The sequence below is a fragment of the Cupriavidus sp. GW823-FHT07A04 genome, assembly GCF_058794615.1.
In genome coordinates this window covers 57,908-79,228 of the sequence record NZ_JBXAHA010000022.1, presented here as the reverse complement: position 1 = coordinate 79,228, position 21,321 = coordinate 57,908, and the positions used below count along the sequence as shown (strand labels likewise).

Genomic DNA, 21,321 nt, shown 5'->3' with positions numbered 1-21,321 from the left:
GGCAGATAGCAGGCCGACGGGAGCATCGCACGGCAAGGTGCGTTCAAGGTGCGTCAAGGTGCGTTCAAGGCGCGTTCAAGGCGCGTTCAAGGCGCCGCAAGCAGGCTAAGCACGGCCAGGCTCATGGCGGTGACACCGGTCTTGATCGACGGCTCGGGCACCGGGGCGAAGTAGGGCGAGTGATTGAACACCAGGGGCTTGCCGCCGCGCTTGCTTGCGGCCGAGACGGCTTCTGGGTCAAGCACACCCACAAGGAAGAACATCGAAGGCACGCCCTCGCCGCCGTATTCCGCGAAATCCTCACTGGTCGTGAGCGGCAGCGTGCGGGCCACCTTGTCCTTGCCCAGGCCCGCCTGCAGCGCGGCCTCGACGCGTGCGACCACCGTCTCGCTGTTCACCACGCCGAGGCCATTGTCGATAATCGTGATCTCCGGTTCAGGGGCAGCGGCCGCGCTTGCCGATGCCCGCGCAACGCGCCGCACCCCGTCGACGAGCAATTCCCGGACCCCGGAATCGTAAGCGCGGATGGTGCCGCGCAAGACCGCGCTGTCGGGAATTATGTTGCCCGAGCTTCCTGCCTGGAGCGCGCCGACGGTAATCACGCCGAATGCCATCGGATCCTTTTCCCGGCTCGTCACGGCCTGCACATCCGTGACGAATCGCGCGGCAATGATGACCGGGTCCAGCGCCTTGTTGGGTGCGGAGCCGTGTCCGCCACGGCCTTTGAAGAGGATCTCGAACGAGCTGGCGGCAGACGTCATCGGGCCCACGCTGTAACTGATCGTGCCGTAAGGCCGGGGATCCGTGTGCAAGGCAAGCGCCGTGTCAGGCTTGGGAAAGCGCTTGAACAGCCCGTCGGCCAGCATGGCCCTGGCGCCGGCGCCGATCTCTTCAGCCGGCTGCGCCACGAACATCAGGGTGCCGCGCCACTGGCCCTTCATGGCGACCAGGGCACGCGCGGCGCCTACCCAGGTCGCCATGTGCAAGTCGTGGCCGCAACTATGCGCAACAAAGCTCTCGCGCCCGTTCCACGTGGTGACTGCCTTGCTGGCATAGGGCAGAGAGGTTTTCTCCTCCATGGGGAGGCCATCCATGTCGGTGCGCACCATGATGGTCGGGCCCGGGCCGTTGCGGTACAGGGCCACCACGCCGGTCTTTCCCACGTTCTCGGTCACCTCGAAGCCGAGCGCGCGCATCTCCCCGGCGAGCCGCGATGCGGTGCGGGTCTCGGCGAATGCGAGCTCGGGGTGCGCGTGCAGATCCTTGTACAAGGCGTCCAGCTCGGGATACATGGTTGCCACCAGGCCGTTCAACTGGGTGGTTCGTCCGGCGCCAGGCTCGCTGGGCTGCGCCAATGTTCCGGCACCGGCATTGACTGCGGCAAGCAGCATGGCGGCCGCCGCCGCACGGCGAGCCAACGTGCGTCTTTGTTGCACTTTCTTCTGGGCTTTTTCTTGCACCTGGGATTCTCCTTTCTTCCTGATGTCAGAGCCGGGGATACGAAACCTCACGAAGCCTCACGAAACCACGCGTTGGCATCCTGGCTCGATATGGGCTTGGGTACGGGGCTGTGGTCACTGTGGTCACTGTGGTCACCAGCTGTACCGGTAGCCCATGCTGACCGTCCACGGGTTGTCCAGCCTGGCGCCGCTTGCGTACCCGTAGTCGGCGTACAGGCGGTGGTTCGTGCCCAGTGACGCGGCAACGCCCACGCCCAGCTCGGCAAGGCCGCCGGACAGGTCGGTCCGGGTAGCCACGCCGTTGGTGCGTACCGTGCTCTTGCCGTCAAGCTCCTGCGACAGGCTCAGCTTGACGTAGGGCTGCACGGTGCCGCCATTGGCCAATGCAATGCGGCGGCCGAGCAGGGAGCCAACGCGCAAACGCATCGAATTGCCGCTGTCGGCATCGACCTGCAGACCGTTGCTGGCGCGGTAGCTGGCGCCGCTGGCGCGGAGCATCGACAGCGCCACCTGCGGCTCGACGAACCAGCCGAGACCGAACCGCACCTGGCGGCCGGCTTCCACCGACACGCCGATGGCGTTCTGGTGGGAATCGGCCTTCACCGACCGGCCGTCGGTCGCCACCACCGCGAAGTTCTGCTGGATCTTGTTAGCCTTGAACACGCCGTCCACGTACCAGCCGGCATCGGCCAGCCAGGTGGCATAGCCGCCGAAGTGGTAGCTATCGGCGCCGCCCGTGCCTTCGTCACGAAAACGGCGGTCGGTCGAGCTATATCCGGTCATGCCGCCGACGTACCAACGCCCGCCTTCGACCGGCAGGGACTTGTCGACGCCGACCTGCAGGCCGCCCACGGTCTGCTCGAACGAGCGGCCGCCGCGGTTGTCGAGCTTCTGGCGCTCGCCGAAACCCCGCATCCAGACGCCACCTTCGTTCTTGCCCTGGCGCAACTCACCCATGCGCCTGGCCAGCGTGCCATTTTCGGCGTACCAGATCGCGTGCGCGGTGCCGGCGCTGGACGTATTGATGGCGGCGTTGGCGGCCGTGGACAGGTCTTCGGGGCCAGGCGGCGCAATCTCGGACTGCCCTGGCGGCGCCACCGCTTCCGGCGACAGCTCGCCGCTGTTGACGAGGCTCCAGTCGGTGGCGCGCCCGCCGACCGTATCGCTGCTTTTCAGCGCGTAGCGATAGGTGCCGGCATCTACCAATTGATCGCGGTTGGCGAGCGTGAACGACCCCGGGCCGCCTTCGGTCTGAATGATCCTCAGGGACCCGCCGCCGGCCGTCGGCTCGGCGCCGCTGTTGGCGACCAGCACGCGGTGATCGCCAGAGACGGTGCCGCCGACGCGCAGCAGGTCGCCCTGGCCGGCGCCCAGGTCGGTGCGCATTTCGAACAGGCCGCCGCCGCTGAGGTTGCCGGTCACGTCCAGCACCTTGAACGCGCTGCCCGGGGTGGCAAATGACACCGTGCCCGCATTGTCCAGGCGCGCCACCGCCGAGTTGCCGCGCACGCGCCAGGTGCTGCTGCCGTCGATGCTCAGCGTGTCCACCATCCGCCCGGCGTTGTTGCGCAGGGCGCCGGTCAGCACGGAGTGGTCGCGCAGGCTCACGCTGGCCGACCCGCTGTCGAGCACCACGTCGCCCTCCAGGTGGCTGCGCTGCGCGTTGAGCTGCACATCGCGTGCGGCAACTACATCGCCGTCTGGCGAGGAGGGGCGCCGTTCGTCCAGGTACAGCAAGGCGCCATCGCCGCTGCTGGATTTGCCGATGATCGTGGTGTCGACCAGGTTCGCGGTGAGGCCGCTGCCTTCGACCGTGATGCCATTGCCGTTCGCGGCCTCGATATGGCTGTTGCGGATCGATATCGTGTTGTCGACGCCGGGCGTGTTCGAGTAGGCCACGATGCCATTGGCGCCTGTGCCGCTGGTGCGTATGTCGACGCCGTCCAGGCTGGCCTGCGCGCCTTGGTTGCCCATCATCAGCCCGTGGGAACCGTCACCAACGGTGCGCACGATGGTACCTGTCGCATCCAGGCGCGCGGCGTTGGCGAGCAGGCCGTAGGCGGTGTGGCCGTGGGTGGTGACCGAGCCGCCTTCGAGCACGACGCCGGCCCCGGGCAGGCGCGAGACCACGCCAATGGCAGCGTTGCCGAAGGTCTCGACAGCGACGCCGCGCGCGGTGGTCGTCGCGGTGCTGCTGCCATCGAGTGCGGACACGTAGATACCGTGCCCGCTTTCGCCGCGCGTCGTGATCGAGCCGCCGTCCAGGGTGACAGCGCCCGCCCGGTTGTCCACGCCCACGCCTTTTTCCCCGCTCATCCTGATGGTGACGTCCTTGGCCACCACAACGCTCTCGCTCGGAACCCGGATGCCGGCGACGTTCGAACCATTGCTGCTGATCTGCACGCGTTCCAGCCTGGCATGGACGCCATCAGCGTTTGCATCGATGCCAGAACCCGTCTCGGCATGCACCACCACATCGCGCAAATCGGCTGTGGAAGGGGTGAATTCCGCTCCGCCGGCCCTGGTGAGATACACGCCATCGCGATACGCGTCGATGGTGCCATTGGAGAACGAGACGCTGCCGCCAGACGCGTGAATGCCAGTGCCGCGGACCGAGACGATGTCGGTGTTGGTGGCGGTCACGGTACCGCGGTCGACACTGATGCCTTTGCCGCCCCAATGCGTGGTGGCAGTGGCATTGAGCTTTGCCTGATCCAGGACGACGCTGGCACCATCCGCCGCGTGGACTGCCGAGGCGCCATCGCCAAGGACGGTGATTTGCGTTTTGTGGGCGGTAATCACGGCGTCCGTACCCTCGGCATTCAGGCCATGGGCTTCGTCACCCTGGGTGGAAACCGAGCCGCCTGTCATCTCGATGCGCCCGCCGTCGATGGCGCGCGCGCCGTGGGAATATCGCCCCTCGGTCTTTAACCGCGTGTCGTTCAGGGTCGCCGTGCTGCCCGCATCGCGCACGACCAAGGCATTGGCATCGAAGCTGCCCAGCGCGGTGAGGTTGCTGTCGGACAGTGCCAGGGTGCCGCCGGCGCTGACGCTGACGCCCTGCGCGCTGAAGTACGTGCCTGCGATGCCGGACTGGATGCTCACGCCGTTGCCCGAGAGGGCGTTGTTGGCGCCGCTGATATTGACCGCCGTGCCGGAGCCCGCATGCGTGACCGTGTCACCGGGGACGAGCACCCGGGTTTCTCCATCGGGTGTGGAAAGATCGATGCCGGGGTAAGCCGTCGCCGCCGTGGCCAGTTGAATGCCCGGGAACAGCAGTGTCAGGATGGCGACGGAAATTCGAGTGGGTTGCAGTTTCATGGAGGAGTGTCCGGCTTGCTCCACCCCCAATACCAAATGCACCAGACCTGAATCGGCTAATGAAAATAATGAAGCGCGTATGGAAGCGTTGAAGGGGAGCGTTGAGAGAGCTTGATTCGCCGGTCCATTCTAGAGACGCGTTCACCAGATTTGAATCAGACAAGTACGAAAAGCAGGGTGCTCAACGCCACGGCGCGGTCTCAGGCACGGCGCATTGCTCGACCGCAAGCGAAATCGACAGCGAAATCGCAGCGGGCGCCTGCAAAAGCCGATGTCGGGATGCTGGCCGGGAGCGACACGCGTTTCGCCTGGCGCGCGGCCAGTCTCCGTGCCACGGCGAGCGGGGCAGAGCCGATGAAATCGGCGCAAGTGGAAGGCCGCAGCCTTACTCGTCGATCAGCCGGGAGTGCTCATGCAACGTGATATGCGAGTCGGGCGGCAGATAGGCCACGGCGCTCGGGCGTGAGCTGGCGTCGTACGCCGGCACAGCCAGCCTGTAGCCGGCGCTGTAGCCCGCGCTGTAGCTCGCGTTATTGTCCGCGTTACTGTCCGCGCTATCGCCCGCGTCATGGGCTGCCGGCGCCCTGGCGCTGCGCGCGGCCATTTGCCTGGCAGGAACCGGCTCGGCATACGAATGCCTGCGGGCTACGGTGTGCTCGACCGCAGCGGCGATGGGGCTGGTGGCGGCGCGGGTGGCTGTGCCGTTGCTTGCGCTGATGGCTGTGCTGTTGGCTTTGCTGGTGGTTGCGTCTTCAGCCAGCAAAGGGGCGGGCAGAGGCGCCGCGGGCGCGGGCGAGTCAACCGCCGCAGCCACGGCTTCCGGCTGCTCGGCCACAGCGGCTTGCAGCCCGGCATCTGCTGCTGGCGATCGCGCAGGCGAGGACTCGGGCATGGACACAGGCTTGAATGCGGGCAAGGGTGCAGGCAAGGGCGCGGGAGCGGGGCCCGTCAACGACGCCGCCAACAGCCACGCCGCCGCCGCGGCCGTGCCGCAGCCCACCGTGCCGGCAGCCAGCCCGCGCAGCCGCGCGCGGCGCAACGCCCGCGCCTGGGTGGGGGCCGTGGCCGCAAGATGCACTTTGACGGCCTCGGCACGGTATGCAGCAAGCGTATCGCGTATATCGAAGCGCGTGCCCCATGGTGGCGGCACATCGAGTTGGGAAGGAATAACGGAATCAGACAAGGCTCACCTCTGCAGCGCAAAAGCGACGCAACACCGCCGGTCGATCCGGGCGAAGCTGGTCAAAGGGCAATATTAGCATCGCCGATATGCGCCGAAAATCGGACAAGTCTGATTCTGCGCAACGCCACGCCCGGCTCTCGAATTCCGCGCGCTGTACCTCGAAGCGCGCGTGGACTTAGGATGTGGCAATGCTGGCGGGCTTCATCATTTCGGACTTATCCGATTGCTCGCGCCACGAAAATCAGACTTATCCGATTTCCAGCGCCACGAAACCTCGTTAGACTTTTGTTTGTCGGCATACCCCTATGTGCCGATGATCGACCTTTGCAGAGTGGGTACCCCCCTCCAACCCGCAATCGCGCCCCAGGCTGTTATCCCCGTGGCAGCCTGGGTTTTTTTACTGGCGCGAAGAAGGGCGGCTATGTCAGCTCCGGATTGCAGCATGGGAGAGCTGAAGCGGCAAGGGTGACCGCATCGTTCAAGGATCGATCCGACAGCTGAGTTCGGCCATGAACCACCAGCCGGCGACCTCGCCCAGCGCCCCTTGAGCGTGAGCTCCGTTGTCAATAACGGTTCTTCAAGCGTAGCAATCGATCCCGGAGACGTCCGCTCTCGCTTAACACCGGGACATACCGCGATCAGTCTGGGGGACCGATCTCCTCGAACCAATCCATCGCCCGTTCTCTGGCTTCCCCGGAGGAAGTGGAAAGTATCGCGAGCAGGTCGCGATGTGCTTCGTTTACCTTTTTGTCCTGGGACAAAAGGCCATCGAAGTACGATGCGATCAAGACATAGTCCAGATCAAGTTGATGGTTGAGCTCCTTCCCTGCCGCGGCGACGTTCCCCCCATTTCTTATCGTGATCAGGCAGTGCCTTGCCAGCAGATAATTGTATCGGAGGTACATCGGCTTCCGGGCGATGAAGCGGAGTGCGTCAATTTCCTCCATGCCGTGATCTTTCTTAAGCATCTTCAAGAAGAAGATCTCAGACATCACCTGAACGAAGGCGAGAAAGCGTGGCCAACTCAGATTTGGACTTCGGATGGAAGCGATGAGCTTAGGCCTCAGGCCTTGATGCAATACTTCCAGAAGTTGCTCGGTGCGGAGTCTGGCATTGGCTGCATCCAGATCTTTGCCCAGGAGAGACGCTCTTGCGTCGCTGAATCTCTTTTGAATGCTATCGTTGGTTTTATCGTTCTCGTCTTTTGCGAGATCCGTTATCAGATTGCCAACTAAACTCGTGAACTCGGAAGATAGGATTCCATCCGGGGTGGAAGGGCAACGCGAGTTCAACTCCGTATGGGATATCTCACCCACGCTGAAAGAAACCGCCACCTGATCGATGTGCGGGGAGAACACCTGCAATGCCAGTTTCATGGTCAACCGACAGTCCTCGTGCTTGCACATCTCAACCAGGGCGACATCTGGAATGACAAACCTGGACTCGGCTTCCGCTCGGATTTTCGCGGCAAAGTCAGGGCATTGCAGGACGTTCATGTCCACGACATAGGTTCTCATAGAAATTCTCTCTGATCGGCGTCAACGCACGCCTGCCGCAGCGGGCGCTCCTCACGCTGGTCATGATGGACTGCGGATTCAAGATGGCGGCGAAAGGCGGGCGCCGGGACGGCGCCCGCCTCTCCTTCTCTCATCCGCGCCGCGTTATGCGACGGATGTCTTCAGCAGGTCAGTACCAGCGCGTATTCCAGCTGATGGGCGTCGCTTGCCACCAGGGGTTGGCTGCGGGCACCTGCACGGTCCAGGTCTGCTGCACGGGCCAGGCCTGCTGTACGGGCCAGACCTGCTGTACAGGCCAGACCTGCTGCGCCTGCCAGACTTGCTGCCCGGGCCAGACCTGCGCGGGCTTGGCTTGCTGCACGGGCTTGGCCGGCTCAACGGGCTTGGCTTGCTCAACCGGCTTGGTCGGCTCAACGGGCTTGGCTTGCTCAACCGGCTTGGTCGGCTCAACGGGCTTGGCCTGCTCCACCGGCTTGGTCGGCGCCACGGGCTTCGCCTGCTCCACGGGCTTGGACGGCTCTACGGGCTTGACCTGCGCCACCAGCGGGGCCTGCTCAATGGTCCCGGAGTTGGAGTAGATCATCGACTGCACCTTCACCTTGCCCTCTTTGGCGGACAAGCGGTTCACGTTGGTGAACGTGAGGCTGGAGAAGTCGAGGTTGCCGTGCTCGCTGGACAGCGTGCCTTCGTTCCTGGCGGTCGTTGTATTGACCGAAAGATTCTGGCTCGCGGTGATCTTGCCGGAGTTCGTGAACGTCGTCGCCTTCACCTTGGTGGTGCCAGTCGCGCTGGCGAGCGTACCGTTGTTACTGGTGGCTACCGCATCCACGTTGAGGTTGCCGGCGTTGGAACGGATCACGCCATCGTTAGTCAGGGTGGCGGCCTTGACCGAAAGGTCCCGCTCCGATTCCATCGTGCCGTCAGCGCCATTGGTCATGGTGGAAGTATCGGCCGTCAGCGTGCCGCTGGCCTTGATGGTCTTCGTGTTGCGCAGCGTGGCCGTGTTCAGCTTGATGTCACCGTCCGACGTGATGGTCCCATCATTGATCAGCACCGCCGACTTGAACGAGACGCCGGATTTACCGCTGATCGCGCCGGCATTGTCCACGCTGTTCGAACGGATATCGGTGGCGCCCGCCGCCAGCAGTTGCGCGCCGGCCCGTACGCTGATCTTGTCCTCGGTGGCCTTCCCGGCGACGACGAAGCCAGGGGCGACTTCGGCGCTGGCGGTTTCGCCGCCAGCCTTGTCGTCGCTGGCCTTCCCACCGCCCTGATCCGCCGTGGTGATGACCAGGCCGGTCTTCTCGATCTTCAGGTCGCCGGTGAGCGCCTGCACCTTGCCTGCGATGTTCACGCCGGCGCCACCCTCGGTGCTGCGCAGCGAAATGGCGTTCGCGTACATGCCGCCGAGCGCGGCCACGTCGATCGCGTGCACCGGCACGTGATCGGTCCCCTTGGTTTGCTCGGCATCGATACGGTCGCCGTCATAGGCGATATCGTTGCGGCCCGCCACGGCGCGGATCAGGTCTTTGGCACGGACCGCCGCGTCGATCTTCATGGAACGCGACAGCAGGTCGACCTTGTCCACCGTGCTGGCATCGAACCCCCTGCCGGTGATGGCGATGTCGCCGCCGGCCACCGTGAAGCCGGACACGGAGCCGCCGCTGGTGAGCGTCGGCGTGCCCGTGGTCAGCGTGACGCGCGAAGCGTTCAGCACGCTGCCGCCATCGACGGAGATGCCGTTCGGGTTGGCGACGATCAGCGCGGCGCGCTGCCCGGCGATTTCCGTCGTGCCGTTGAGCATGGTGCGGGAATTGCCGACCACCTCGTTCAGGATGACGCCGGCGGCGCCATTGGCGAGCGCGGCATTGCCCGCGACATTGCCGCCGATCTGCGTGGCGGCGCCGTTGGCGCTGTTGTTGAGCACCAAGCCATTGGCGCCCACGTTGTAGTTCTGGAACTGGTTGTGCGATACACCGGCGGCGTTCGGCGCGTTGATCTGCACGAGCGGCACGCCATTGGCGGTCGCGCCGATAGCAGGGCCGCCAGGCGCCGCGCTGATCTGCGCGGATGCCATGGAGGCGTGAAGCGCTGGGACGGCCAGCAACAGGGCGCTCAGCAAGGTGCTGCAGCGGGGCGGGCGGGCAATCATGGATGTCTTTTTCATCATTTGGACCATGGTAAGTAAAGTGAGAGACGGCAGGCCGCCGGCATACGGAGATTTGTGCCGATTCGGGGGCGGGCATGCTGGGTCAGGGTGTTGGAGATTCAGTAATGGCTGTGGTTGGCTTCCTCCTTCAGGTTGTGGATCAAGGCAATTTCCGTTCATCCGGCATTGGTGTGGGTGCTGCATGCGGGCTGGAGTTGCCGGAAGAAAAACGATGGTTTGCTCCCCTCTCCCATGAAGTGGGAGGGGCCGGGGGAGAGGGCGGGCGCTCGCTCGAAGTGAAACGCCTCGCTCTTGCGCAGGCCCGCCCTCTCCCCCAACCCCTCTCCCGCACGGCGGGAGAGGGGAGCTACGGCGGCGCGGGATTCAGCCCAGCGGTGAATCGCCTCACACGACACACGACACGCGACTAACAACACACGACACCCGAACCCCGACGAACCCAATGTCAAAGCTTCATGGATAGCTGCACGGCCACCGTTACCCGCGCGGCCTCGAACCCGGCCGGCTTGGCCACCGGCATGCCGACCGACACGTCGTAGCTAACCTTGCCGTACTCGCCCCGCACCCCGAGCGCCGCGCCAACCAGCGTTCGCCCGGCGAGTTCGCGTGTCACGCTGCCACCCACGGCGCCCGCGTCGGCCGCCACATAGGCTTCCTGTCCGGTGTTCCCGATCGCCACCGCGACTTCATTGCGCAGCACCCATCCGCTTTGTCCCACCAAGGTGCGCGAGCCATCGAAGCCGCGCACGCTGTACCGGCTGCCGATCGAAAGCATCTCGGTTGCTGGAATCGCATTCGGCGCCGCCTGCGCATTCATGCTGGCGCGATAGCCAAAGCGTTGCCTGCCGACGGAGAAGGGCGCGTCGACGCTCGCGTTGGCGCTGAGGATGCTGTAGCGGCCGTTCCATTGCGTTCTGCCGCTCACATAGCCGCTGTTGGCCGACCACGCGGGAATGCTCCCGCGCACGCCGAGCCCGCCGGTGAACGTCATGCGGCGCGTGCGTTGATAGTGGGCGTAGCTGAGGGTGTAGCCGGTGATGTCGCGCGTCTGCACGCCGATCGGCCAATCGCTGAGCCGGACGTCGTCCGAGCGCCGCGACAGCTTGGCGCGCACCGTGCCCTTCATGGTGCCGGTACGGTAAGCCACGTGGCTGGCACCCACCTCGAACGTGCGCGTGCGGCCCGTGTAGGGCAGGTTGCCGGCGGTGGTGGCGATCGTCTGCAGGAAGTCATACTGGTTCGCACCCAGCCAGAAGGAGCCATAGCCATACGGCACCGTCCATTGCAGGCCCATCGCGCGCGATCCGACGCTACGGTTGCCGAAGTGCGCGTCGTTGTTGTAGGTGGCGATGAGCTGGTCGTACAGTCCCAGGGGGGAATCCACCACCAGGACGCCGCCAAGCTGGTTCTTGCCGGTCGCGTCGATGCCCGAGTTGTCGGCGGTGACGATGGCCCGCCAGCGGCGCACCTCGGGCGCATGGTGAATGGCGAGATCGGTCTGGCCAAACTCCTTGCCTGGCTCCAGCACCATCCGTACCGATGCGTCGCCGGCCACGGTGCGGATGTTTTCCAGTGTCTGGTCGAGATCGCGCAGATTGAGCACGTCGCCTTCGGCCATCGGCATCGCCATCTGGCGGCGGCCCGGCGCGTCGCCGGTCTCGGTGATGCTGCCGATGCGCCCTGGCACAAGCTCGATCTCCAGCTTGCCGGCGCGCAAGTCTTGCTGGCCGATCAGCACTTGCGTGGTGACGTAGCCGCGCTCGATGAGCAGGTAGCGCAGATGGTCGCGCAGGCGGGTGATGCCCTCGGACCCGATGCACACGTCCTGCACCTGCACGGCACGCACCAGCCATGCGAACGCCTCGGCGTTCTTCCACTCAAGGCGCGAGATAGCGAAGCACGGCGACTCGGCGGGAAAGACGAGTGTCGCGTGCGGGGACGCTTCGCTGCCCGACAGCACCGGCGCCGCGGGCGAGGCGCGCGTCAGCGCCTCATCGACCTGCTGCGCTTGGCGGCGTGTCGTTTCGGTGGTCTCGGCGGCCGCATGCGGTGTCAGTGACTGTGCGGTGGCCGCGGGGGCCCGAAGCAGGAGCAGCGCCACTGCGCCGCCGATAATACGGATGGATTTCATGTTGCCCATGCTGCGCGCGTTGCCTGGAACACAGGCGCAGGTTTGTTGCAAAAACGCTAGCCCGCCAATGCCTGCGCCGCTTGATGGGCCAGGGTGGCAGTCGCTGTGTGTTGCGTTTGGTGTCTTGTGTCGCGCGTGCGTGTCGTGCATCGCGCGTCGCTGCTGTCGCTAGCGAAGTCACAAGATTCTGAGTGTGATTTTGAGTGTCTTGGGCAGGGAAGACAATCGGACAAGTTTGAAAATGCGGCGGAATTTGCTAGAAAACCTGGCGCGGCAGTACGGACGGACTCGATCACGCCTTCAAATAGCGGCATGCCCGTCGCCGCGACGGCATGCGGCATGCTGCGCGGGCAGTGCGCGCTTACTGGTAATCCACCAGCACGGACATCATGCCGGAAATCGTGCCGGGCGTGACCGTTGCTTCGGTTTGAATGTAGCGCGCGTTCATCGGGATCGTGTACGAGCCGCCGGTCGAGCTGTTATAGGCGCTGAGCGCGAACCGTTGATTGAAGGTCGCGGGCGTGCCGTTCGTGCCAGTGATCTGGATCGCCACGCCCTTCGCCGTCGATCCGCCGGCGACCGGCAGCGCGCCGGCGAGGGCGGGCAGCGGGCCTCCAATCGGGGTGAGCATGTAACCTACGCGCGCGAAGCCGGGCGGGCAGTTGTTGAAGCGAAGGTCGAACCCCTTCGTGCCCGACTGGTCGCCGGTCGATCCCACGCCCTTGAACTTGTACAAGACCATGGAGGGCAGCGCGACGCTTTGATCCGGCGTCGCGCAGGTGCCGTTGACCAGCCTGACGGTGGCCGCCAGCCTGATTGCGAGACCATCGCTCGTCGGAGTGCAGTTGGTGCTGCTGCGCAAGCACACATAGTAATAGGCCGGGTCGAGGCTCATGCCCGCGAGGCTGCCGGCCGACAACGGGCGGCTGTCGCGCAGCAGTTGCACTTCGAGTGGCGAATTGACGATGAGGAAGTTGCTACCGCTGCTGGAGAATGCGGTGACGGGCTGGCCGTTGACCAGCAGGCGAGTCGAGATGCCCGATACGTTGGTCGTGACTAGCGGTCCGGATGCAGTGGCAGACCCGCCATCCGGAAAAAGGGTCACCCTGGAAACCTCGCACGACGATGCTGCGCGGCAGAGTTGACTCAACGGAATCGTATAGCGACTGATGACGGTGCCTGTTGGCAAGCTGTTCGGCAGGTTAAGCGTGGATCCGAACGCAGTGATATTGGTGAGCGCGAGTGCTTTCGGCGAAATCGATGCGACAACGACAAGAGCGATTGCCGGGATCAGTCGCGCAGCGAGACCGCGTAGGATTTGATGGAACTGTTGCATAGTAGAAATTTTCCTTGCCCCTTCCGTAAACGAGGGAAACCGTTGTTGCCCCATTTTTCGGATCATGCATGGCGTTGTCGGGACGCGCGGGCTTGATCGCGGATGCTATCGGGATTGCAGGCCATTTAAAATCGGACGAGTACTAAAACGCGAGCCGCCGGCGTGAGTACGCTTCGTCCTTAGCGTGTCGAGGGCGAGATGCTCCCGATCGATGACCCGCCGCGCCTGTCAGCCGGGCCCATGCGCGATCAACCGTCAGCGAGGCAGCGGGCCAGTGTGATTGAGCTGGCGATAGGCAAATTGCAGGCTCCAGGGCGCGTAGACGTAGTGCAGCGCTCGCCCCACGGCGGTGCCGGCGGCTTGCGGGCGGCCTCCATCGCGCACCCTGTCGCCCGACGCGTTGCCCAACTCCAGTGTGACCAGGACCAATAGCGCCGCCTTGATGTCGGAGTAGCGGTCGCGTGGCAAGAGCCTGGCCACGATCTTCCGGGCCATGTCCTGCTGCTGCGGCGGCAGGCTTGCCAGGGACGCGGTCGCCAGCGCGCAGTATCCGCTGCCCTTCGAGGCAAGCTGCCATAACTGCCATGAGTTCGAAGAGCGCATCTGAAAGTCCTTAAGTCGTTGCGAAGTCGTTGCGAACCGGAAATCGAAAATCGGGAGGGCGCGGCAGCGTGCCCGCCTGCCGCGCGGTTACTGGTAGCTCATCGTGAACGTGGCGTAGCCTTTTGCCTCGCCGGGTGTCACGGTAGAGGCGGTCTGGATGTAGCGCGCCTTGAACGGGATCGTCACCGGCACATTGCCGAACTGCCCGATGAACCACTGGTTCGGATTGTTGCTCTGTGAGGAATCGGGGCCATAACTGACCAGGCTGTTATCGGTGCCGCGCAGTACCTGAATGCCGACGCCCGTTGCCTTGGAGTCACGCGACAGGGACAGCAGGTTGCTTCGGTTCGACCAGTTGGTGCCGTCCGTCATCGTGAAATACATCCGCGTGGACGTTCCCTGATTCCCCCCTGAGCACTGCAGCCGAATCTCGAACGGCTGCGCGTCGGTGGTCGTGCCGACGCCCTTGAACGCGCGGATCGGAATCTGGCCGAGCGGCACCGAGATGGACGGCGTCATCACCCTGCATGCGGGGACCTGCGGCCTGATGGGGAGCGAACCGTTGATGAAGACACGCCGGACGACGAAGCCGTGATCGACCGCGGTAGTCGTGCCGATTTCGCCCGACAGTGACCCGCCCGCCGTGATCGGGCCGGTCTTGACCAGTTCCACCTTGAAATCCCCGCCTCCCACGTAGTAGCCCGCCTCCTTTGCAACATTGGTCTGTTGCGGCCACCATCCGGTCCATCCTCCGTCAATGCGCACACCGATCCCGGAAATGCCGGTGGCATAAGTATTAAAGGCCCCTGGAGCCCCTTTTCCCTCGTATTTGACCGTGCCAATCAGGGATGTGCAGGTAAGGTCGCCACTGGGCCCGGTTGCCGTCCCCTTTTCGGAAAAAAGAACCGTCCCGTCTGGAACCGTGGGGTCAAACGAGGAGGGCGACCAGGCGGGGAGCCTGACCTCGAGATACTCGACGGGTCCGACCCCCCTGGCGATGATCGAGCAGCTCGCCAGTGCCTCCGAGACAGGAAGGGCAAACGCTGCGGTGCAGCCAACTCCAAGTATTGCCCGGCGAAACCGCACGGCGCTTTTCTGAACAAGTCGACGCTTTCGTGGCATCTTGATTCTCTTTATGACGTTTTGCTAACGGCCAGCCGGGAGGGCGGCCGGGCATGGCATGAAGTGCGAGGCAATCGGCTGGCGCTACTGGTACGAGAACGTAATCGTGCTGCGCGCGCTGACCGAACCAGGCTTGATGACCGGAAGGGTCTTCACATACTTGGCAACCATGGGAATGGTGAAGGTGCTGCCCGAAGCCGACGCGTTGCCGACCAGCCATTGGTTGGTGTTTCCCTTCTTCGACGAATCCGGACCGAACAACAGCGGCGTCGTCTTGCCCGACCGAAACATCTGAATGCCCACGCCGGATGCGGTGGAATTGCCGGCCAACGTCAGCGTATTGCTGGTATTGGTGGGATCCGAGGCATCGGTGACCGTCGCGTACAACCCCAGGTCGGCGTCGCATTTCACCGCGATGGAGAAAGAGGCGGAAGCATCCGATACCGCGCCGACCGTTTTCAGGCTATGCACCAGCAAGGTGGGCATCGTGACAGCATTGTTCGCGCCGGAGGTCACGGTGCACGCCCGTGCCGTCACCGCAATATTCAGAGGCCCCAGCCGTGAGTACATTGGAACGTCGAATTCGATCTCTTTCCCTCGGTACGTCGGCCGCAATTGCGCTATCAGTTGCGTAGGAACGCTGTAGGTGCCGGTGACAAGCGACCCGGTCGCAACCAGGTACACGTGGTGGCCGGGATCCGTAGCCCCTGCTGGAAGGAGTACCGTAGGTCCCGGGCCTATGGCCCTTACGTCAGACTTCTCCCCCCAAACGCTTCGGTAACCCGCCATTGCGTAGCCGATGCCGGGAATTCCCGTTTCATAAACAGGAAAGGTGAGCCCTTCGGCTCGGAACGTAACGCCGGGGACCAAAGTTCCCAAGGGATACGACGTTAGCGTATCGACGGCACAACCGTCGAACCAGCCATTCCGTGCGGATCCTGATGCACTTTTCGGCAGCAGACTGCCGGGGACGACAGCATCTCGTGAAGTACTGATGGAACTTGGATAGGAGGGATTGCTCGGCGCGAAAGAGGGGACACTCGCGCAGTCGGCGGCGTGCGCGGAATTTGGCAGAAATGTCGCACCTAGCGTCAGCGTGCCAAGGCATGCCATCAAATACCGACGCAAGATCGGTGTATTGATATGTTTATTGACATAACTGGTAAGAGATTTCATTGTTGTTCCAACCTGATATGTTTTTTCTTTTCAAGATTTCGTATTTAATTTTTTCGCGCTGGCGCTACTGGTACGAGAACGTAATCGTGCTGAGCGCACTCACGGTACCCGGCTTGATCGTCTCTTCCGTCTTGATATAGCGCGCTTCGAAGGGCACCTTGATGACACTAGCGGATGTCCCGGATTTACCGACCAGCCACTGATTGGTATTGCCTTTGACCGATGAATCCGGCCCAAAATTCAATGGACTGGTCGTGCCTTGCTTCATGATTTGAATGCCCACGCCAGATGCCGTCGAATTCTTTGCCAGGCTAAGGACATTGCCGGTATTCGCGGGATTGGTCGCATCCGTCAACGTTGCATAGACACTGAGGTTCGCATCGCATTGGAGTCCCAACGAAAACGGCGTCGATTTGGCGGCAGAGACATCGCCTACCGCTTTCAGGCTATACGTCACCAACTGCGGCATAACGACCGTGTTGGTCACGCCGGACGTGATCTTGCATGTTCTTGCCGTAACGGCAATGCTCAATGCGGCCAGACTTATCGGCCTCCGATTCGTCACGACAACTCCACGCTGCATGGCGGCGACAGTCAGGATTCTTTGAACCGGGACACTATAGGTTCCCGTTTCGATAGCCCCCGTTACGACCAGAGTCACCCTCTCGTTGTAACCCCAACCGGTAGAGCCTTTGGGCCCGGCCGGAAGCACCGTTGGCCCAGCCCCAATAGGGTAACGAGGTTCGTTGATATTCCCCCCTTCCACGGCATAACCTATGCCGGGAATTCCGGTTTCAAATACAGCAGCGGGGCCCCTGCCGCCCTTAAACGTCACACCCGGAACCACTTTCCCGAGCGGCGTTATGACGATTTCATCGATCCAGCAGTCTCTGTCGTCAACACCGTTAGAGCCCCATCCGACAGCCGATGACGGAAACGGAATTCCGGGGGCTACCGAATCTCTAACAGTGCTGAGCGAGGTCGGAAGTTGTGCCAATGCCTGATCAGAACCCATTGAATCCATCGAACAAGCAGCAAACGCTGATTCAGACAGAAACATGACGCCCAGGATTAGAGCGCGCGAAGTCATTTTAAATAGCATAAGAAATCCCTTTACCAGATGCGTGGCGGATCCACCAAAGTCCCCAATACCATCCGAACATCGGAATGCGCCATCGGGTGCATGTTTCCATCTCACCGTGCGGGCCGCCTGTGCGGCCAAAAAAACCATCGCATCTCTTTCAAAATCTGATTCGCACTACTGGTACGAAAACGTAATCGTGCTGCGCGCGCTGACCGAGCCAGGCTTGATGACCGGAAGGGTCTTCACATATTTGGCAACGATGGGAACGTTGAGGGTGCCGCCCGACGCCGACGTGCTGCCGACATACCATTGGTTGGTGTTTCCCTTCGCCGATGAATCCGGGCCGAGCCCCAGCGCTGTCGTTTCGCCCGGCCGGAACATTTGAATGCCCACGCCGGTCGCGGTGGAATTGCCGGATAACGTCAGTGTATTGCTGGTATTGGTCGGATTCGACGCGTCCGTGAGTGTTGCGTGCAGCCCCACATTGGGATCGCAATTCACCGTGATGGAGAGGGATGCCGATGCATTCGACACCGCGCCGACCGAATTCAGGCTGTTTAATACCAGGGTGGGCAACGCGACAGCATTGGTCGCTCCGGATGTCACCTTGCATCCACGCGTCGTCACGTTGAGCGTTCCTGCACCCGTAAAATATCCGTTCCGAGTAACACTGGTGCCATTTCCGAAGCTCGCCGTCATTCCTGACACCGCCGTTTTTGAAATGGTGTACCTTCCCGTGGCAAGGCGTCCTGTCGCAACCAAGCTGACCCGATGGTGAACAGCCTGCCAACTCGAAGATCCGGAAAATATCACCGTTTTCCCGGGCTTAGCCGGGTTCCATGGTCCGTTAGGCGCTAAACTCCAGCCCAAGGCATAGCCAATTCCAGGCACCTCTGTTTCATAGACGGGATAAGTCTGACCGCCATCCGTATAAGTCACCCCGCTAACCACTTTCCCATACGGCTCGAGCGTTATGCTTTTGATATACTTCTCATCGCATTCAGGACCATATCTTAAATCGAGAACCCATACTGAATTAGGCGTCGTCGATGGAAAGAGATTACCTGGCAGGATATTGTCCGCCGAATCACTAAGGCTGGCTGGTAAATTTACAGAAAGCCCTTCATAGACGTTTCGAACACAGCCGTGCGCGGAGTTTGGCAGAAATGTCGCAGCTAGCGTCGGGGTGCCAAGGCATGCCATCAAATACCGACGCAGGATCGGTGTATTGATATGAATATTGATATGTTTGTTGATATAGCTGGTAAGATTTTTCATCGCTGTTCCAACATGATATGTTGTTTGTATTTCGCAATTTGTTTTTCAATTGCTAATTTAATTTTTTCGCGCTGCATCAAATGCAGATGCGGCCCAGCGAGGCCAATTCCACCAACTCATCAGGGTCGATATCGTATGTCTTTGAAGATTGATGGATCCCTATGATCTCGCTGCGCGCGTAGCCCCCCACATCGCGCAGCGTCCTGCTCGTCCGAACCGCCTTCTTAGCGATTCGGCCGGTTCACCGCATAGGACGGCTTTTCTGCTCCGTCCGCGCAAGCCGCATCGATGCGCTGCAGCGGCTGCAGCCCCTTCTCCTTCTTCCGCTCCGGCAGCTTGTAGGGGACGTGGCACACCGCCGATTTGTCCTTGCCCCATTTGACGGTCAGCTCGCCCTGCGACTCCAGGCCGCGCGCGAAGATCTTGCCCATCTGGCCGACCGAGCCGACCTCTTTGCCTTGCTCGTTGAGCACGGTTGCGCCAAACGGCAGCGGCGAGCCGTCCGGCCGCCGGGACCGGATCAGGGCGGAGCGCCCGGACTCCGTGGCAAATTTCAGCAGCGGGACGGATCCCGCCAGCGGCGCCACGCGCTGGCTGGTCTCCTTGAGCTCGACATCGGTCGACAAGCCCTTCGGATCCAGCTCGATCATGTTCATATTGAACGGCGTGAGGTACGGCACGATGGCGTAGCCCCGGCTGTCCACCCGCACGCCCGACGCATTGGTCACGCGCGCACCGGCTGCTTCCGGCGCTTCGACGATCGCGAACGTCTCCGACAGCGGCTGCGACAGCGTGATCCCGCCGCTATGCGCGACCATGGCGCCGCGCGCCGACACGGAGGCCTGCTGGTAATCCGCGCCGCCGCTGACACTGGCGCTGAGCTCGGCGACGGGCGCGCGATACATCACATTGGCGCCGCCATTGGTCGTCGAGCTGCCGTCGCCGGACGCGTGATTGGCGTTCAGGCCGTAGGAGAAATTGTTGTCCAGGCCGGCCGAACCGGAGAGCGACGATTGCAGCTGGGTTTTCCCGTTGCTGTCGTGCACCATGTTGCCCGACAGCGTCACGGGGGTCTTGCGGCCCAGCGGAATCGTCACGCCGACGTAGTACTGCGTGCTCATGCCGCCGTTCGGGCTGCGCTGGCGTGTCGCCGAAACGCTGTAGGAAATATTCTTGTAGGCATTGCTGTAGCCCACCGAATAATTCACGTCCGAACCGCTGCGGTTCCAGTACGTTGCCGTGGAGGCGGTCGCGCTGAGGTTGCCGCCGCGCTCGCCCAGGCGCTGGTTGAGCGTCAGCGATGCACGATTGCGCTGCCGCCATACCGTGTCGATCGAGTTGCCGCGTTCGGCCTGCTCGCGTGCGAGCATGGCGTCATTGAGGCCGAAGTACCCGGCTGTCGAATAGCGGTAAGCCGCAATCGAAACGTTGGTGCCGGTCTGCACCACGTTCTTCGCATAGCTCACCCGCACACTGGAGCCGTCGAACCGCTTCACGCCCGGGATCAAGGTGCGTGCCTGCGTGATGTCGGCGCCCATGGCGCCGAACGAGGTGTTCAGCACGCCGCCGCCCATCACGGACACGTAGCCTTCGGCCACGGTGATGCCGCCATAGCCGGTCAGCAGGTTGGTGAAGCCGCGCTGCCAGGTGGCCTGGGTGAAGAGGGGATTCTTCGAGCTCTGCTGGTTGCGCACCGTTCCCGCCACCACGCTGTAGCGGTTGGTGCCGGGGCGCAGCGACAGCGGCACGGCCGCATACGGCACGGAGAACGAATGCACGATGCCGTCCGCTTCCGTGACGGAAACGTTCAGGTCGCCGCCGTACCCGGTCGGGTAGAGATCGTCGATTTCGAACGCGCCCGGCGCGACCGTGGTTTCGTAGAGCTTGACGCCGTTCTGCGAAATCGTGACCTTTGCATTGCTCTTGGCCACGCCACGCACCACCGGCGCGTAGCCGCGCAACGAATCCGGCAGCATCCGGTCATCCGTGTAGACGCGCACCCCGCGGAACTGGGTGGAATCGAACAGCTCGCCCGAAGTATAGGATTCGCCGATGACGAGCTGCGACGACAGCGACGGCAGGCTCCGCTGCACATAGGTTGCAACGTTCTGGTACTTTTGCCGCCCTTTGTCATCCCAGTTGTACGACCCGTCGTGACGGAAATGCCAGGCCCCCAGGTTGAAACCCGTGTTCAGGCCGAGATATCCCTGTGTCTGGGTGCTGCTGCCCTGGTTCTTGGTGCTGTAGACGTTGAGGTTGTAGCCGAGCATCCCGACGGGGACGCCCTGATCCCATTGATCCGGGCTCACGTACCCGCGCGGGTTACGCACGAGCGAAACCTGCGGAATGCTGAGCGTGAGCCGTTGTTCGCTGAAATCGAAACTGCTGCTCGCGTCCGCAATGGCTTGCCCGAGACGAACGCAGGCACCGGGCTCGGCGAGCGAGACCTTCACATGGTGAGGCAGCTTGGCGAGATTGACACCGGCCTGCTTCAGCAGCGCTTCGCTGAAGCAGGGCTGGGCATCCGCCGTGCCGGGCACGGCCTTGAACGGCACGCTGGCGCGCCCGGCCCAGTTCTGCTCGACATAAAGGTCGACGCTGTACGTGCCAGGCTGGACCACGTTGGCGCGCTGGAACTTCGACAGGTCAACGGTGCCGGCACTGTTGTTGAGAAAGCCGCCCTCGAACTCGACCTGCGCGACATGCAGCGGCTCCGGCGCCTCCGGTGTTCCGCCGTCCGCGTGCGCATTGGTCTGCCAGCCGGCCAGGCTGGTCAGCAGCAATGCGCATATTGGCCGCAGCTGCGGCATGTGACCAATATCGGAATTCGGACGCTGAATCGGCGGCATACAAAACACTCCGGGAGTGAGACTTCAGGCGATCATGGATCGGACCACGACATCGAATCCAGGGTCCGATCTTGCCGCCCGACATGCGTAC

Annotated in this window: 13 protein-coding genes; all 13 read right to left on the bottom strand. The window is 62.8% G+C overall.

Going from position 1 to position 21,321, the window contains the following annotated elements; translation table 11 throughout:
• Positions 1-86 precede the first annotated feature (86 nt).
• The 13 genes from AC1Q7Q_RS31965 to AC1Q7Q_RS31905 all read right to left on the bottom strand — a co-directional run bounded on the left by AC1Q7Q_RS31965 (position 87) and on the right by AC1Q7Q_RS31905 (position 21,230).
• Positions 87-1,391 carry an amidohydrolase gene (locus tag AC1Q7Q_RS31965; protein WP_492374960.1) on the bottom strand — a complete coding sequence of 435 codons (1,305 nt, stop codon included), beginning with the start codon at positions 1,389-1,391 and terminating at the stop codon, positions 87-89.
• Positions 1,392-1,592: 201 nt separating this feature from the next.
• Positions 1,593-4,781 (bottom strand): autotransporter outer membrane beta-barrel domain-containing protein, encoded by a 3,189-nt coding sequence (locus tag AC1Q7Q_RS31960; RefSeq protein WP_492374961.1) that lies wholly within the window; start codon positions 4,779-4,781, stop codon positions 1,593-1,595.
• Positions 4,782-5,166: 385 nt separating this feature from the next.
• Positions 5,167-5,964 carry a hypothetical protein gene (locus AC1Q7Q_RS31955; protein WP_492374962.1) on the bottom strand — a complete coding sequence of 266 codons (798 nt, stop codon included), beginning with the start codon at positions 5,962-5,964 and terminating at the stop codon, positions 5,167-5,169.
• Positions 5,965-6,602: 638 nt separating this feature from the next.
• Positions 6,603-7,466, bottom strand: coding sequence for a hypothetical protein (locus AC1Q7Q_RS31950; RefSeq protein ID WP_492387258.1), 864 nt, complete (start codon positions 7,464-7,466; stop codon positions 6,603-6,605).
• Positions 7,467-7,650: 184 nt separating this feature from the next.
• The gene (locus AC1Q7Q_RS31945; RefSeq protein ID WP_492387257.1) at positions 7,651-9,633 is read right to left on the bottom strand and encodes a two-partner secretion domain-containing protein; all 1,983 of its coding nucleotides are present in this window, start codon (positions 9,631-9,633) and stop codon (positions 7,651-7,653) included.
• 463 nt (positions 9,634-10,096) lie between these two features.
• Positions 10,097-11,782 (bottom strand): ShlB/FhaC/HecB family hemolysin secretion/activation protein, encoded by a 1,686-nt coding sequence (locus tag AC1Q7Q_RS31940; protein WP_492376514.1) that lies wholly within the window; start codon positions 11,780-11,782, stop codon positions 10,097-10,099.
• A 361-nt stretch (positions 11,783-12,143) separates the two neighbouring features.
• Complete coding sequence (locus AC1Q7Q_RS31935) at positions 12,144-13,118, bottom strand: fimbrial protein (RefSeq protein ID WP_492376515.1); 975 nt, start codon at positions 13,116-13,118, stop codon at positions 12,144-12,146.
• 255 nt (positions 13,119-13,373) lie between these two features.
• The gene (locus tag AC1Q7Q_RS31930; protein WP_492376516.1) at positions 13,374-13,721 is read right to left on the bottom strand and encodes a hypothetical protein; all 348 of its coding nucleotides are present in this window, start codon (positions 13,719-13,721) and stop codon (positions 13,374-13,376) included.
• Positions 13,722-13,808: 87 nt separating this feature from the next.
• Positions 13,809-14,843, bottom strand: coding sequence for a fimbrial protein (locus AC1Q7Q_RS31925; RefSeq protein ID WP_492376517.1), 1,035 nt, complete (start codon positions 14,841-14,843; stop codon positions 13,809-13,811).
• An 84-nt stretch (positions 14,844-14,927) separates the two neighbouring features.
• Positions 14,928-16,019 (bottom strand): fimbrial protein, encoded by a 1,092-nt coding sequence (locus tag AC1Q7Q_RS31920; protein WP_492376518.1) that lies wholly within the window; start codon positions 16,017-16,019, stop codon positions 14,928-14,930.
• Positions 16,020-16,083: 64 nt separating this feature from the next.
• Positions 16,084-17,250, bottom strand: coding sequence for a fimbrial protein (locus AC1Q7Q_RS31915; RefSeq protein ID WP_492376519.1), 1,167 nt, complete (start codon positions 17,248-17,250; stop codon positions 16,084-16,086).
• 27 nt (positions 17,251-17,277) lie between these two features.
• A complete protein-coding gene (locus AC1Q7Q_RS31910; protein ID WP_492376520.1) occupies positions 17,278-18,381 on the bottom strand; it encodes a fimbrial protein in 1,104 nt (367 codons plus the stop codon).
• 224 nt (positions 18,382-18,605) lie between these two features.
• Complete coding sequence (locus AC1Q7Q_RS31905; protein WP_492376521.1) at positions 18,606-21,230, bottom strand: fimbria/pilus outer membrane usher protein; 2,625 nt, start codon at positions 21,228-21,230, stop codon at positions 18,606-18,608.
• Positions 21,231-21,321 lie beyond the last annotated feature (91 nt).

Bases quoted from the DNA above. Each gene is read 5' to 3' on its own strand.
- AC1Q7Q_RS31965 (WP_492374960.1), bottom strand. From the start codon at position 1,391: ATGCTGCTTGCCGCAGTCAATGCCGGTGCCGGAACATTGGCGCAGCCC.
- AC1Q7Q_RS31960 (WP_492374961.1), bottom strand. From the start codon at position 4,781: ATGAAACTGCAACCCACTCGAATTTCCGTCGCCATCCTGACACTGCTG.
- AC1Q7Q_RS31945 (WP_492387257.1), bottom strand. From the start codon at position 9,633: ATGATTGCCCGCCCGCCCCGCTGCAGCACCTTGCTGAGCGCCCTGTTG.
- AC1Q7Q_RS31940 (WP_492376514.1), bottom strand. From the start codon at position 11,782: ATGAAATCCATCCGTATTATCGGCGGCGCAGTGGCGCTGCTCCTGCTT.
- AC1Q7Q_RS31935 (WP_492376515.1), bottom strand. From the start codon at position 13,118: ATGCAACAGTTCCATCAAATCCTACGCGGTCTCGCTGCGCGACTGATC.
- AC1Q7Q_RS31930 (WP_492376516.1), bottom strand. From the start codon at position 13,721: ATGCGCTCTTCGAACTCATGGCAGTTATGGCAGCTTGCCTCGAAGGGC.
- AC1Q7Q_RS31925 (WP_492376517.1), bottom strand. From the start codon at position 14,843: ATGCCACGAAAGCGTCGACTTGTTCAGAAAAGCGCCGTGCGGTTTCGC.
- AC1Q7Q_RS31920 (WP_492376518.1), bottom strand. From the start codon at position 16,019: ATGAAATCTCTTACCAGTTATGTCAATAAACATATCAATACACCGATC.
- AC1Q7Q_RS31915 (WP_492376519.1), bottom strand. From the start codon at position 17,250: ATGGTTTTTTTGGCCGCACAGGCGGCCCGCACGGTGAGATGGAAACAT.
- AC1Q7Q_RS31910 (WP_492376520.1), bottom strand. From the start codon at position 18,381: ATGAAAAATCTTACCAGCTATATCAACAAACATATCAATATTCATATC.
- AC1Q7Q_RS31905 (WP_492376521.1), bottom strand. From the start codon at position 21,230: ATGCCGCCGATTCAGCGTCCGAATTCCGATATTGGTCACATGCCGCAG.